The following is a 14,640-nucleotide window of genomic DNA, read 5'->3' as shown; positions in this document are numbered from 1 at the left end:
GGCGGCTTTGGCAGCACCCGGTGTCACATCTTTTTTCATCCGGGATCAATTCTCTTCATTTTCGCATAATTTCCTGCCACCCAGCCTATAATAAAGGTAAAACAACCCCTGTCCAACAGGCAGGGAGAAAACAGGACGGTGTGGGAGATGAACAGACGGGGACGCAGCCGGTTCGGTGGCAGTCCGGAGATATATTACTACAATTCAGCCCGCCGGGACGCGGTGGGAGAGCTGGCAGGGCAGTTAAGTGGGCTGATTCAGGAAGAAATGACCCGAAGGCATAAAAAGAAACTGGTTTTCCTCTGCATCGGCACGGATCGCTCGACCGGAGACAGTCTGGGACCGTTGATCGGATATAAACTCAAACAGGAACGGCGGCGCGGTACGCTGGTATTCGGAACACTTGATCGCCCCGTGCACGCGATGAACCTGGAACATTACGTGCAGGTTTTAAAAAATGGGTACCCGGATGCGCTGGTGGTGGCGGTCGATGCCTCGGTTGGCGATGAAAGCCACGTCGGCTATGTCACGCTGGGGCGTGGGGCTTTAAAGCCGGGGCTTGGCGTCTGCAAGGAGCTTCACGCGGTTGGAGATCTCTTTATCACCGGGATCGTGGCGGGCTGCAGCCATTACGATCCGATGATGCTGCAGAGTATCCGCCTGGCACTCGTCATGCAGCTGGCAGACTGCATCAGCGCGGGGATCGGGCTTGTCGAAAATTTTTGCCTGGATGCTGCCTCCGTTTGACAAATTTTGCATGCAATCGGCGTTATGATAGGCGGAAAGAAATTCATCATACTCCTGAAATTACGGAAAATCATGTTACTGTATTTGAGCAGGTATTTTCAGCACTGAAAATGCTGCACGGTGCAGCAATCAAATCATGGAAGCAAGTACAGACCCGGTTTCAGGAGAATCTATCATAGTGGGGTGAACATATGGGAGAATATTCTGGTTCCCGCGCAGAACTGCCGAAAAATATCCGGCAGATCGGCGAGCGGGATGAGGTGGTCCGGTTGTATGTGGAAGATTATGTAAACACGTATTTGAAACAGGTATATCCATCCGGCGGACCGGGACTCCGGGTCGGGCTGCTGCTCGGAAATTCGGATCCACAGCAGGAGGTTCCGTGCCTCTTTGTGGACGGGGCGCTGGAGATGGAGGAGGTTGTGCCGTCCGGGGAGAAGATTGTCTTTTCGGAGGCGGCATGGAAAAAGGCATACCAGCGGATGGAGGAGACATTTCCGAAAAAGACCGTGCAGGGGTGGTTTATCTGCGGCGCGCCGGGGTGTATGTTAAGTCCCCTGACCTACTGGCGGCTGCACAAGCAGTATTTCGGTGGGAAAAACCAGCTCATGTACATAAACAGCGGCGTGGACGGTGAGGCGGCATACTATGTGATGTCGGAGGACGGGTTTTACCGTTTGAAAGGATATCATATATACTACGAGAAAAACCAGATGATGCAGGATTATATGATTCTGCGGAAGGACGCCCGCCGGGTGGAGACAGGCACCGGCGATCGGGTGATCCGCGATTTCCGTAACCGGATGGAAGAGCGGCAGCAGGAGGCGGCGTCGCGTTACGGGACGATCCGGGCGCTGGGGACGCTGTGCGGCGTGCTTTCGGTCGCGGTGCTTGCCGGCGGCGTGGTGCTTTTCGGCAATTACCAGAAAATGCGCGAGATGGAGAGTGTGCTGGTATCCGTCCTTCCGGATGGTGTGCGGGGCACTGCGGACGGGAAAGAGGCGGTCACGGTGGAACAGCTCCGCGGCAGTGTGACGCCGCTTGAGAGCGGCGAGGCCGGCGCGGATGTGGATGCAGGCGGAACAACAGCGCAAAACGGAGGACAGGCGCATAAATGGACACTTGAGAGCGCGGCGGATGGAGACACAGAGGGCACTGCCATAGCAGGCAGACAGAATGGACAGGCTTCCGGCGGGCAGAGCGAAGAGGACGGAAAAATGGCGGAGACGAAAGCCCCGTACATTTTGCCGGAGCCGGAGGCACAGCGCGACCTGCCGAATCCGGGCGGCAATTCGACGGCGGGACAGGACTATCCGGTCACAAACTTGAAGCCCGGCGGCACGTACACGGTCGGGGATGGGGAGACGCTCTATGGGATCTGTTTTAAGCTTTATGGCAATATCCGTCATCTGGACGATATCCTTGCAGTCAACCATCTGACCGATGAAAACCGCATTATCGCAGGGCAGACGCTGGTGCTGCCGGATGTGTCCGGAGAATAGCAAAAAGATAATGCCAAACCATCTAAAATAGTGTATAATCAAGATGGCAGTCCAGCTACAGGAGATAAAAAAATGAGTGAGATGAACCCGATTGAACGGGAACAGAAGAAAAAGCAGCTGAGAGGGCGTGTGATCGACACCGCCACGCAGGACATGTTTCCCCGCCGGGGCATAAGCCACGGGGAAAATGAGGAAGAGGTGGCGGAGAAAGCCGAGCGCCATTCCAGACGGAAACGTCTCCGCAAGGTGCTGACGGCGGTGTTAATCGCGGCGCTTTTGGCGGTTGGTTTTATGTATTATAAAGATAACCATGCCTACACGGACTATACGGTGGCGTGGGAAAAAGAGATTGCGGCGAGTGAGAGCAGCACGACGGAATTTGTCCCGTTTGGGGAAAATGTCCTGAAATACACGAAGGACGGAGCTTCCTATCTGGACAAGTCCGGCAAGGCAGTCTGGTCGATGAGTTATGAGCTGAAATCACCGATCTGCTATGTCAACGGCGATTATGCCGTGATCGGGGACCAGCAGGGCAATGATATTTATATTGTGGACAAGACCGGAAGCCAGGGACAGGCGACGACGCTTCTGCCGATCCTGCGCGTCAGCGTATCGGCATACGGCATCGTGGCGGCGCTGGTGGAGGACAGCAATGCTTCGTATGTGACCTTTTTCAAGAAAGACGGCAGCGAGCTTGACTGGGCGATCAAGACGGTTATGTCGGGAAATGGTTACCTGATGGACGTTTCCTTATCGCCGGATGGTACGCAGGTCATGCTTTCCGACCTGTATCTGCAGGACGGGGCACTCAAAAACCGGATTGTATTTTACAATTTCTCCGAATATGGAAAGAATTATCCAGACCGTCTGGTCGGAGGTTTTGATGAGCTGGGAGACAGCATCTGTCCGCGCGTCCGGTTTCTCGACGAGGATCACGCGTGTGCATTTGCGGATGATCAGGTGGCATTTTTCTCTTTGGAAAATGTAACAAGCCCGGCGCTGGTGCGCCAGGCGGAGATCGACGGGGAAGTCCGTGGCGTGGCATGGTCGAAGGACTATGTGGCGGTCATCTCGGACAACACCGAGGGCGGAAGTGAGAGCCGTTTGAGCATGTTTAAATCCGATGGAACCGCTATGGGTACGGCAGATTTCTCGTATTCGTGGCGTAACATAAATATACAGGGCGATTTCGTCATCCTAAATAACGAAAATTCCTGTCGGGTCTACAGTCTGTCCGGCAAGGAGCGGTTTGCCGGGGAGTTTGATTTCTCTGTGGCGCAGGTAACACGCGGCCGCGCGTTCAATTCATTGATTATCAGCGGCGGCGACCGGATGCGCGAGATCCGCCTCAAATAACACACGTTTAGTTTTTAAAATTAAGATACATAGCAGGAGGTTACTTATGAATCAGATTGACACATTATCCGTAAACGCGATCCGGATTTTATCCGCAGACGCAATCCAGAAGGCAAATTCCGGTCATCCGGGACTTCCGCTGGGATGTGCAGCAGCGGCTTATGAACTGTGGGCACATCATATGAACCATAACCCAGCTAACCCGAAGTGGGAGAACAGAGACCGTTTCATCTTATCCGGCGGTCATGGTTCCATGCTGCTGTACTCTCTGCTGCACCTGTTTGGCTACGGAAATCTTTCCAAAGAAGATCTGATGAACTTCCGCCAGTTAGATTCCAAGACTCCGGGACATCCGGAATATGGTCATACCGTTGGCGTTGAGGCGACGACCGGTCCGCTGGGCGCAGGTATGGGTATGGCAGTCGGCATGGCGATGGCTGAGGCACATCTGGAAAGCGTATTCAACAAAGAAAATTATCCGGTAGTTGACCATTACACCTATGTATTGGGCGGCGACGGATGTATGATGGAAGGCATTTCCTCTGAGGCATTCTCTCTGGCAGGTACCCTGGGACTTTCCAAGCTGATTGTTCTCTATGATTCCAACCGCATTTCCATCGAGGGAAGCACCGACATCGCATTCCGTGAGAATGTACAGGAGCGTATGCAGGCATTTGGTTTCCAGACGATCACTGTAGAAGACGGCAATGATATCGACGCGATCGGCAAGGCGATCGAGGCTGCAAAGGCAGATACCGAGCATCCGTCCTTTATCACCATCAAGACGCAGATCGGCTTCGGCTGCCCGGCAAAACAGGGCAAGGCGAGCGCACACGGCGAGCCGCTGGGCGTGGAGAATGTGGAAGCACTCAGAAAGAACTTAAACTGGCCGAGCGAAGAGCCGTTCTTCGTACCGGAAGAGGTATACAAAAACTACTCCGAGATCGCAGAGCAGAAGGCAGAGGTAGAAGCTGCATGGAACGTGATGTTTGCCGCTTACTGCGAGGAATATCCGGAGATGGAAGCGCTCTGGAACCAGTATCACAATGCAAAGGCGGGCGAGGCGCTGAAAGATGACGCCGGATTCTGGGCAAAACAGGAGAAACCGGAAGCAAGCCGTGCGATCTCCGGACGCCTGATCAACTACATCAAGGATGTTCTGCCGAACCTGTTTGGCGGTTCTGCTGACCTAGCACCGTCCAACAAGACTAACATGAAGGATGCGGGCGACTTCTCCAAGGAGGACAGAGCTGGACGTAACCTGCACTTCGGTGTCCGCGAGCTTGCGATGGCAGCGATCGGAAATGGCATCATGCTGCACGGCGGTCTGCGTGCGTATGTATCGACCTTCTTTGTATTCAGTGATTACTGCAAACCGATGGCAAGACTGTCTGCACTGATGGGCGTGCCGCTGACCTATGTATTTACGCATGACAGTATCGGCGTTGGTGAGGATGGACCGACCCATGAGCCGATCGAGCAGATGGCAGCGCTGCGTGCGATGCCGAACTTCCATGTATTCCGCCCGTGCGATGCGACCGAGACAGAGGCAGCTTGGTACAGTGCTGTTACTTCCGAGCACACACCGACCGCACTGGTGCTGACCAGACAGAATCTGGAGCCGATGGCAGGCAGCAGCCGTGAGGCATTAAAGGGCGGCTACATCATCGACGACTGCGAAGGCACACCGGAGTTAATTCTGATTGCCAGCGGTTCCGAGGTAGCTCTGGCGGTTCATGCAAAAGAGACTCTGGCAGCAGAAGGTCAGAAAGTCCGCGTTGTCTCCATGCCGTGTATGGATCTGTTCGAGGAGCAGAGCGAGGAGTACAAGGAGTCCGTACTTCCGAGAGAAGTACGCCGCCGTGTAGCAGTAGAGGCGCTTGGAAGCTTCGGCTGGGACAAGTACACCGGCTTAGACGGCAAGATCATCGCGATGGAAAGTTTCGGCGCCAGCGCACCGGCAGGGCTTCTGTTCAAGAAGTTCGGCTTTACCGTTGAGCATGTGGTAGAGGTGGCTAAGAGCCTGAAATAATGCTGATTTTGGTAAAAAAATAAGATAAAAGACAGGCACCTGTCTGTCGGCAGAAAAGAATGCGGTACCGCTTAAGCAGAAATGCGCCTTTCTCCGGCAGGCAGGTGTATTTTGCTTTCCAAACCTTGCAAAACGGGGATGCATTGCGTATAATAAGAGCCAGCGCAGAAAAAAGATGAGGGCATAGAAGAAAGGCTGCCGGTGCAGCCGTAAGGGAAGGGATCCAGACATGGAAAAAAAATGTATTGGGATAGACGTCGGCGGAACGACGGTTAAGATTGGTATTTTTGAGACGGACGGAACGCTTGTTTATAAGTGGGAGGTTCCGAGCCGCAAGGAAGAGAATGGGGCGTACATTCTTCCGGATGTAGCCGCTTCGATCAGGAAGAAATTGAACGAGCAGGGAATCCCGATGGACGCCGTGATCGGCGCAGGTATGGGATTTCCGGGTCCGGTGCAGCCGGACGGCTATGTGGAGGTCTGCGTCAACTTGGGATGGCGCGATCTGAACCCGCAGAAGATTTTGAGTGAGTTATTAGATGGAATGCCGGTCCGCTCCGGTAATGATGCTAATGTGGCGGCGCTCGGCGAGATGTGGCAGGGCGGCGGCAAGGGCTGCCATGATATCGTGATGGTGACGCTGGGAACCGGTGTCGGCGGCGGCGTGGTACACGATCAGAAGATCGTTGCAGGACGCCACGGACTGGGCGGCGAGATCGGTCATATCCATATCCGCGAGGGCGAGAAAGAAACCTGCAACTGCGGCGGACACGGCTGTCTGGAACAGGTAGCGTCCGCGACCGGTATCGCCAGGGAAGCGAGGCGGAAGATGGCGGCAAAGCCGGATGCGTCGGTGATGCGTGCCTACGGTGATGCGATCACCGCAAAAGATGTGCTGGATGCGGCAAAAGCCGGGGATGCACTGGCGCTGGAGGTTATGGACACCGTGTGCTATTATCTCGGATGGGCGCTGGCGACTATTTCGATGACCGTGGATCCGGAGATTTTTGTCATCGGAGGCGGCGTGTCAAAGGCGGGGACTTTTTTAACGGATTGGATTGACCGCTATTACCGTGAATTGACCCCGATCTCTGAGAATAAGGGCGAGGTTCGCCTGGCAACATTGGGAAATGACGCAGGTATCTATGGGGCGGCGAGACTGATCTTAGATTAGGCGCCTTGTTTTGAGTGACAGAGTGCAGGGTAAAGGGTCTGGACGTTTGAAGGAAATAGAGATAGAAAAGCGTTCAGATATGCCGAAAATATGCTGTAGACAAGAGGAGACCCCGGAGCGGTCAAGCATCCGGGGCAATTATGAAAAATCTATGTGCAAAATCACTATAAAACAAATTTGAAAAGTGAAATCTTTTATGCTTTTAGTATAAAAATAAGATATGAATAAAATATGAACACCGTGTAAACAGATTATGAAAATTGGAGATTTTGTACAAAAAAGTTTCACGAATCAGAGGTTTCTCTATCAAAACAGAGGATAGAAAGAAAAATGGCAGAATTTGCAGCGCACGGTGCGAATCAGGAGGAAAAAATGGCAGCGGAAAAAGCAAAGAAAACGATTGTAATTGGACATAAAAACCCGGATACGGATTCGATTTGTTCTGCAATCGGCTATGCGAATTTCAAAACACTTCAGACGGGCGGCGAATATGTACCGTGCCGTGCCGGAGAACTGAACCCGGAGACAACCTTCGTACTGGATTACTTTAAGGTAGATGTGCCGAAACTGATTAAATCCGTCAAAACGCAGGTCAAGGATATTGAGATCCGCGAGACTCCAGGTGTTTCCAAGAATATTTCCCTGAGAAAAGCATGGAACCTGATGCAGGAGGATGGTCTGGTAACACTTCCGGCTGTTACCGATAAGAATATACTGGAAGGTCTGATCACAGTCGGCGATATTACCCGTTCTTATATGAATGTATACGACAGCAGCATTCTTTCCAAGGCATGCACTCAGTATGCAAATATCATCGAGACCCTGGAGGGCGCGATTTTTGTTGGCGATGAGAAAGCGTACTTTGATAAAGGAAAAGTCCTGATTGCGGCAGCTAATCCGGATATGATGGAATATTATATTGAAAAGAACGACCTGGTTATCCTCGGCAACCGCTATGAGTCGCAGCTGTGCGCGATCGAGATGGGTGCAAGCTGTATCATCGTGTGTGAGGGCGCTGGCGTTTCCATGACGATCAAAAAACTGGCACAGGAGCGCGGCTGTACCGTCATCACAACTCCGTATGATACCTACACGGCAGCCCGTCTCATTAACCAGAGTATGCCGATCAGCTATTTCATGAAGACTGAGAAGCTGATCACCTTCGATACAGATGATTTCATCGATGATATTAAGGATGTGATGGCAAGCAAGCGTTTCCGTCATTTCCCGGTACTCGATAAAGAAGGCAAATACAAAGGCCTGATTTCCCGCCGTAACTTACTGGGTGCGCGCGGCAAGAACGTGATTCTGGTCGATCACAATGAGCGCGGCCAGGCGGTAGACGGCATCGAGAATGCCAATATCCTGGAGCTGATTGACCACCATCGTCTGGGTACTGTGGAGACAGTCGGACCGGTCTTCTTCCGTAACCAGCCGCTCGGCTGTACGGCAACAATCATCTTCCAGATGTACCGCGAACAGGGGCTGGAGATCGACAAGACCATCGCAGGTCTGCTCTGCAGTGCGATCATCTCCGATACGCTTCTGTTCCGTTCTCCGACCTGCACACCGATGGATCGGGCGGCAGCGGTTTCTCTGGCTGAGATGGCAGGCATCAAGCTGGATGAGTTCGCAAACCAGATGTTTGAGGCAGGCAGCGAGTTAAAGGGCAAGAGCGATGCAGAGATTCTGTATCTGGATTTCAAGAAATTCTCAGCTGGAAAGACAAACTTCGGCGTCGGTCAGATCAACTCCCTGAATGCAGAGGAGCTTGGAAAGCTGAAGAACCGTATGCTGCCGTTTATGGAGAAGGCGCGTGAGGACGAAGGTCTGGATATGCTCTTCTTCATGCTGACGAATATCCTGACGGAGACGACCGAACTTCTCTGTGTTGGACAGGGGGCGGCACAGGTTGTGGCAGATGCGTTCCACGTAGGTGATGCAAATGAAGAGCTGAAGCAGACGGCAACACTGCCGGGCGTTGTTTCCAGAAAGAAACAGCTGATTCCGGCACTGACAGTGACACTGGAGCAGTAAATCAGGTGACAGTGCGCGGACGGGATTGTTTCATACGGAAAATCCAGTGATAGTTCGTGCAGGGCAGGAAGGTCGGACGGAAAGGAAGGATACCATGACATTTGTATATCCGGCGGTTTTTACGCCTAAGAAAGATGGAAAAGGGTATGATGCATATTTCCCGGATTTGGAGTGCTGCGAGGCGGAAGGTCCGGATCTGGAGGATGCGGTGGAAAATGCGCGGGAGGCAGCGTACAACTGGATCAGCCTGGAGCTGGAGGAAGAGGGCGATCTGCCGGCACAGACGCATATCGATGATATGAGCCTGCCGGAAGGAAGCATGGTGAAACAGATCATGGTCCGGATCAAACTTCTCCCGGACAACGATTAAGAGGATATAGGGATGGCACAGAAGAGAGCGGCTGGAAAGCCAGAAGAGCGTCGCCGGGGAGGAGCAAGGCAGAACCCGGAAGGACAGTTGAAAAAACGGATGGAGACCCGGAACACTCCGGGACCGCGCGCCCAGTGGAAGCCGGGCAATATGATTTATCCGGTTCCGGCGGTGCTGGTCACAGTGGCGGACTGCGAAGGAAACAGCAACATCATCACGATTGCCTGGACGGGCACGATCTGTACGAACCCGCCGATGGCGTACATTTCGGTGCGCCCGGAGCGCTATTCTTACCATATGCTGCGGGAGAGCGGTGAGTTTGTCATCAACCTGGCGACGGAGTCGATGGCGTATGCGACCGATTACTGCGGCGTCCGCTCCGGCAGGAATGTGGATAAATGGAAGGAGACAGGGCTCACACCGGTTCCGGCGCAGACGGTGAAGGCGCCGGTGATCGCCGAAAGCCCGGTCGCGATCGAGTGCCGGGTGACCGAAGTCAAGGAACTGGGGTCACATCATATGTTTCTGGCAGAGGTAACGGGTGTCAGCGTGGACGAGCAGTGGCTCAACGAGCGCGGCAGCCTGGAGCTTGCAAAGGCGGAACCGATTGTGTATTCGCATGGCGGCTATTATGGGCTTTCAGAGCTTCTTGGAACATTTGGATGGAGTGTAAAGAAAAAGAAGAGGTGCCAAAGATGAAAAATAATGTAACCTTGATTGGTATGCCGTCCGCAGGAAAGAGCACGGTCGGAGTGCTTTTAGCAAAGAGACTGGGCTATTCCTTTATAGATGTGGATCTGCTGATTCAGGAACAGGAAGGTAAGCGTCTGCGCGAGATCATCGAAGAACAGGGACTGGACGGATTTCTCGATGTGGAGAACCGCGTCAACGCGGGGGTGGAAGCCGAGCAGGCGGTCATCGCACCGGGTGGCAGCGTGATCTACGGAAAGGAAGCGATGGAACATTTAAAATCCATCGGACTGGTTGTCTATCTGAAAATCACCTATGACGAGCTGGTAAAACGCGTCGGCGATGTCAAGGACCGCGGCGTGGCGCTGAAAGACGGCATGACACTTCTGGATCTCTACCATGAGAGGATCTCGTATTTTGAGAAATACGCGGACATCACGATCGACGAGGAAGGTAAAGAGCTGGGGGCGGTGGTTGATGAGCTGCGCGAAATATTGGAAGAGCGCGGTTATGTGCTGGGAAGTGCGCCGGAGGAAGAGTAACAATTTCACATGAGAATGGGGGCAGCCGGTTCTGTCGGACGGGTTTCATAACGGGTTACAGTGAGAAAAAAATCAGTTGCAAAACAGTTGAAAATCCAATACAATAGAATAGTAACCATTTTTATAGAATGTTAACAGTCGGGGGTGCAAAGATGCGGAATCTTTTTTGCATCCCTTTTTTGAAAGGTGTGCGTATATGACTACAGTGAAATCTCTGTCCAGAGAGATGAAATTCTTTCTTCTGGCACTGATTCCGATCTATTTCATTTCAGTGGGGCTGATTATACAGCCGTTTGACTCCATTGTGACTGGTATCTATGAAATCATAAGGGAACCGGATTTCCTGATCACCGATTATATTGCGGTCGGCGGCATGGGAGCCGCGTTTGTCAATGCCGGGATGATGGCGCTTATCAGCATCTACTTTGTCTATAGTCTTGGGATGGAGATGGACGGGCATACGATCACATCCTGCTGTCTGATGTTTGGATTCTCTTTGTTCGGAAAAAATCTGATGAATATCTGGGCGATTTTTCTGGGTGTATTTCTCTATGCAAAATATCATAAAATGCACTTATCCAACTATATTTATGTCGGCATCTACGGAACGAGCCTGTCTCCGATCATCACACAGCTGATGCACGTGGTGGAGCTGCCGCTCTGGCAGCGCTTCTGTGTGACGATTCTGGTGGGAATCTGTATCGGATTCGTGCTTCCACCGCTCGCGACGCATTCCCACTATGCCCATAAGGGATATTCCCTTTATAATGTGGGATTTGCCTCTGGTATCATTGCGACGGTCCTGGTCTCCACGTTTAAGTCCTTTGGAATTGAGACGGAGGCGCGTCTTATCTGGTCCTCCGGCAATGATGCGATGCTTTTAGGGCTGCTATTTGTCCTGTTTGCAGGCATGTCGGTGGTGGCAGTGCTGTGGCGCGGAAAAGATACGCTTTTAGGCTATGAAAAACTCCTTGCGACAACGGGAATCGGCGGTACCGATTACCTGCTGGAATTGGGCGGTGCGGTGACGCTTCTCAACATGGGACTCAATGGTCTGTTTGCGACCTTCTTTGTGCTGGCAGTCGGCGGAAACCTAAATGGACCGACGATCGGCGGAATCTTTACCATCGTCGGATTCAGTGCGACTGGAAAACATTTGCGGAATATTTTCCCGATCATGGCGGGCGTCTGCATTGCGAGTACCGTCCGGGCGTGGGATATCACGAATCCGTCGGCACTTCTGGCGCTGCTCTTTTCCACGACGCTGGCGCCGATCGCCGGAGAGTTTGGAATTTTATGCGGCGTGTTAGCCGGTTTTCTGCACGCGTCGGTGGCGCTCAATGTCGGGATCGTGTATGGGGGCATGAACCTCTATAACAATGGATTTGCGGGCGGTATCGTCGCAATGTTCCTGGTGCCGGTGATCCAGTCGATCCGCGACCGGAGGGCGCGGGCGAAGGGAGATCTGTCGCTGTAAGATTTCCTCTTTTTAATGGAATCTTAACACGAAAGAGGCATAGAGATATTGTATCATTATAAAAACACCACATTTATGATACCTACTAAACATAGAAAGGAATGATACATATTTCAACTTCATTTGCGCTTCTGGTCGTAGCGATTATTATCCTTGTCTGCATCGCGGGAAGCCGTCTTTCGGGGCGGCTGGGGGTGCCGACGTTGTTTATTTTTATTATGCTGGGAATGCTGTTTGGATCGGACGGTATTTTTAAGATTCCATTCGGCAATTTTGCACTGGCGGAACAGGTCTGCTCGGTGGCACTGATTTTTATCATGTTTTACGGCGGGTTCGGCACGCGCTGGAGTGAGGCGAAGCCGGTCGCGGGGCGGTCGATTTTGTTATCCTCGGTGGGTGTAGTGCTGACGGCGCTTTTGACCGGCCTGTTCTGTCATCTGGTGCTTAAGATGGCACTGATGGAAGGAATGCTTCTCGGCGCAGTTCTTGGATCGACCGATGCGGCATCCGTGTTCTCGATCCTGCGTTCGCGCAAGCTGAACCTCAAATACGGCACGGCATCCATGCTGGAGTTAGAGAGCGGAAGCAACGACCCGTTTGCGTACATGATGACGGTGATTCTGCTGTCTGCGATGACGGGGAGTGTGAGCGGCGGTTCGGCGGTTCTGCTTTTGATCCGCCAGCTCGCATTCGGGCTTTTGACCGGCGCGGCGATCGCGTTTCTGGTGACATGGCTTTTAAAGCGGTATGCCTTTTATGGCGAGGGATTTGACACGATCTTTGTCTTTGCGGCGGCAATCATTTCCTACGCGCTTGCATCCCAGATTGGCGGAAATGGCTACTTAAGTGTGTATTTGACCGGTATTATCCTCGGAAATCAGGAGCTGAAGAACCAGAAAGCGCTGGTTGGCTTCTTTGATGCGTTTACCGGTATGATGCAGATGCTTCTGTTTTTCTTACTGGGACTTCTGGCGTTTCCTTCGCAGATGCCGTCGATCGTGCTTCCGTCGATCGCAATCGCATTGTTTTTAACATTTGTGGCGCGTCCGGCGGCGGTTGGCTTGCTGCTCGCGCCGTCGAAACCGCCGATCGGGCAGTATCTGGTTATTTCCTGGGCGGGTCTGCGCGGTGCGGCATCAATCGTATTTGCGATCATGGCGACGCTCAGTGAGGGATATATGAAATATGATATATTCCACATTGTGTTCTGCGTTGTTTTATTTTCCATCATTTTTCAGGGTTCGCTGCTTCCGAAGGTGGCAGAAAAATGTGACATGATCGACAACTCGACCGATGTCATGCGGACGTTCTCGGACTATACGGGCGATATGCAGATTCAGTTCGTGCAGCTTCCGATCGGGGACAATCATCCGTGGAAAAACCGTAAAATCTGTGAGATCGAGATGCTTCCGGGTATGTTAATCACAGTGATCCGGCGCGGCGCGCAGACGATTGTGCCCAAAGGACAGACTGTAATTCAGGAAGGGGATACCGTCGTCTTGGGTGCAGAGGGCTTTACGGACAGCCAGGGAATCCTTTTAAAAGAGATTTTGATGACACCAGATCACCGCTGGTGTGGTAAGAAGATCGCGGAGGCGCGCTTCTATAAGAATACGATCATTGTGATGATAAAGCGGGGCAGCCAGATCATCATTCCAGACGGCGGTACGCAGATACTGGAAGGCGACCGGGTGGTTGTATACTCGCAGAAACTGCCGCAGGTGGAAGGGCGTGTGAAACACGAAATCGGACCGGCCGTATCGGCTGCTGTTCACAAGTAAGCACGTTTGCGTGAACAGTAACGCGGATTCATCGTTACTGTTCACGGGTAGGCACTTTTGGAACCGAAAGTGCCGTAAGAAAACGTGGTGGCAGCAGGAATTTGCCGTATTTGAATGCGAAGCCACGGCAAATTCCGTTACTGGGCACGCATGCGTGAACAGTAACGATTCATCGCAGGAACATGGAAATTTCAGGCAATACTTGCAGTTTGTTGAATTATAAACTATACTTAAACAACAACGGTTTGCCGGAGGAAAAGAGTATGCAGCAGGGAAATACGAAGGAACGGATTGTAGAGGCTTATATCGAGCTGGAGTCGGAAAGACCGGTCGAGAAGATCACGGTCACGGCGCTGGTCGAGCGGAGCCGGATCACAAGAAAAACATTTTATTATTACTTTAAAGATATATATGATTTGATGGAATACCGGATGGAACGCGAGATGAAGCGCGTCATGGAAGAGACGATGAGCCAGCCAGATCCGGAGAAGGCGCTGACACAGCTGTATATGTATATCATGGAAAATCAGAAGCATATCAGGGCATTGTCCGAGTCGGTACAGTTCATGGCGCTGCGCCGTCAGATGGGAGAAAAGGTGTACCAGTATTTTTATAACCATCTGGAGCGGATTGGTATGTTTAAGAACCTGACGATGCCGGAGGCGGCGATGGCGGTGCAGATCATCATTTTCTCGGTTATGGGAGTTGCGTTTGACGCGCCGTTTAAGGATGAGGCGGATGTGAAGGAGCGCGTCGCCACGTTCATGAGCGTGATCCGCAAATGCACCGGGCGTGACCCTATGCAGGTCCGTTAGGAAAGCAGGTTTCCGGCAGTTTTGAGAATTATTGTAACTGTTCAGTAGGTCTGCGCGTGACTGTGAAGGTACTGAACAGTTACGAATTATTATCAATTAGAAAATGGAACAAGGAAA

12 protein-coding genes are annotated in these 14,640 nt (G+C 52.3%); all 12 read left to right on the top strand.

Annotated elements, in window-relative coordinates; genetic code table 11:
• The first annotated feature begins 147 nt into the window (after nucleotides 1–147).
• The 12 genes from yyaC to C7U56_RS14030 all read left to right on the top strand — a co-directional run bounded on the left by yyaC (nucleotide 148) and on the right by C7U56_RS14030 (nucleotide 14,523).
• Nucleotides 148–747: a spore protease YyaC gene (yyaC, locus tag C7U56_RS14085; RefSeq protein WP_107001747.1), complete on the top strand. Its 600-nt coding sequence runs from the start codon at nucleotides 148–150 to the stop codon at nucleotides 745–747.
• Nucleotides 748–938: 191 nt separating this feature from the next.
• The gene (locus tag C7U56_RS14080) at nucleotides 939–2,249 is read left to right on the top strand and encodes a LysM peptidoglycan-binding domain-containing protein (RefSeq protein ID WP_107001746.1); all 1,311 of its coding nucleotides are present in this window, start codon (nucleotides 939–941) and stop codon (nucleotides 2,247–2,249) included.
• Between the two features lie 72 nt (nucleotides 2,250–2,321).
• Nucleotides 2,322–3,605: a DUF5711 family protein gene (locus tag C7U56_RS14075; protein ID WP_107001745.1), complete on the top strand. Its 1,284-nt coding sequence runs from the start codon at nucleotides 2,322–2,324 to the stop codon at nucleotides 3,603–3,605.
• 46 nt (nucleotides 3,606–3,651) lie between these two features.
• Nucleotides 3,652–5,637: a transketolase gene (gene tkt / locus C7U56_RS14070; protein WP_022360014.1), complete on the top strand. Its 1,986-nt coding sequence runs from the start codon at nucleotides 3,652–3,654 to the stop codon at nucleotides 5,635–5,637.
• Nucleotides 5,638–5,866: 229 nt separating this feature from the next.
• Entirely contained in the window at nucleotides 5,867–6,811 is a 945-nt protein-coding gene (locus tag C7U56_RS14065; protein WP_107001744.1) for an ROK family glucokinase, read from the top strand.
• Nucleotides 6,812–7,141: 330 nt separating this feature from the next.
• On the top strand, nucleotides 7,142–8,848 hold the full coding sequence (locus C7U56_RS14060) for a putative manganese-dependent inorganic diphosphatase (RefSeq protein WP_370824217.1): 1,707 nt from the start codon (nucleotides 7,142–7,144) through the stop codon (nucleotides 8,846–8,848).
• Nucleotides 8,849–8,942: 94 nt separating this feature from the next.
• Nucleotides 8,943–9,218 (top strand): type II toxin-antitoxin system HicB family antitoxin, encoded by a 276-nt coding sequence (locus tag C7U56_RS14055; RefSeq protein ID WP_107001743.1) that lies wholly within the window; start codon nucleotides 8,943–8,945, stop codon nucleotides 9,216–9,218.
• A gap of 12 nt (nucleotides 9,219–9,230) precedes the next feature.
• Entirely contained in the window at nucleotides 9,231–9,917 is a 687-nt protein-coding gene (locus tag C7U56_RS14050; protein WP_333489860.1) for a flavin reductase family protein, read from the top strand.
• Entirely contained in the window at nucleotides 9,914–10,450 is a 537-nt protein-coding gene (locus C7U56_RS14045) for a shikimate kinase (RefSeq protein WP_022360009.1), read from the top strand. The genes C7U56_RS14050 and C7U56_RS14045 overlap by 4 nt, the downstream gene beginning before the upstream one ends.
• A 196-nt stretch (nucleotides 10,451–10,646) precedes the next feature.
• The gene (locus C7U56_RS14040; RefSeq protein ID WP_107001742.1) at nucleotides 10,647–11,927 is read left to right on the top strand and encodes a DUF1576 domain-containing protein; all 1,281 of its coding nucleotides are present in this window, start codon (nucleotides 10,647–10,649) and stop codon (nucleotides 11,925–11,927) included.
• 101 nt (nucleotides 11,928–12,028) lie between these two features.
• Nucleotides 12,029–13,708 carry a potassium/proton antiporter gene (locus tag C7U56_RS14035; RefSeq protein ID WP_107001741.1) on the top strand — a complete coding sequence of 560 codons (1,680 nt, stop codon included), beginning with the start codon at nucleotides 12,029–12,031 and terminating at the stop codon, nucleotides 13,706–13,708.
• A 263-nt stretch (nucleotides 13,709–13,971) separates the two neighbouring features.
• The gene (locus tag C7U56_RS14030) at nucleotides 13,972–14,523 is read left to right on the top strand and encodes a TetR/AcrR family transcriptional regulator (RefSeq protein WP_181357261.1); all 552 of its coding nucleotides are present in this window, start codon (nucleotides 13,972–13,974) and stop codon (nucleotides 14,521–14,523) included.
• Nucleotides 14,524–14,640: the final 117 nt, after the last annotated feature.

It is taken from the genome of Clostridium fessum, from assembly GCF_003024715.1.
GTDB classification, from domain to species: domain Bacteria; phylum Bacillota; class Clostridia; order Lachnospirales; family Lachnospiraceae; genus Otoolea; species Otoolea fessa.
The sequence above is the reverse complement of the archived record's forward strand: the minus strand, read 5'-3'. Positions and strand labels throughout refer to the sequence as shown.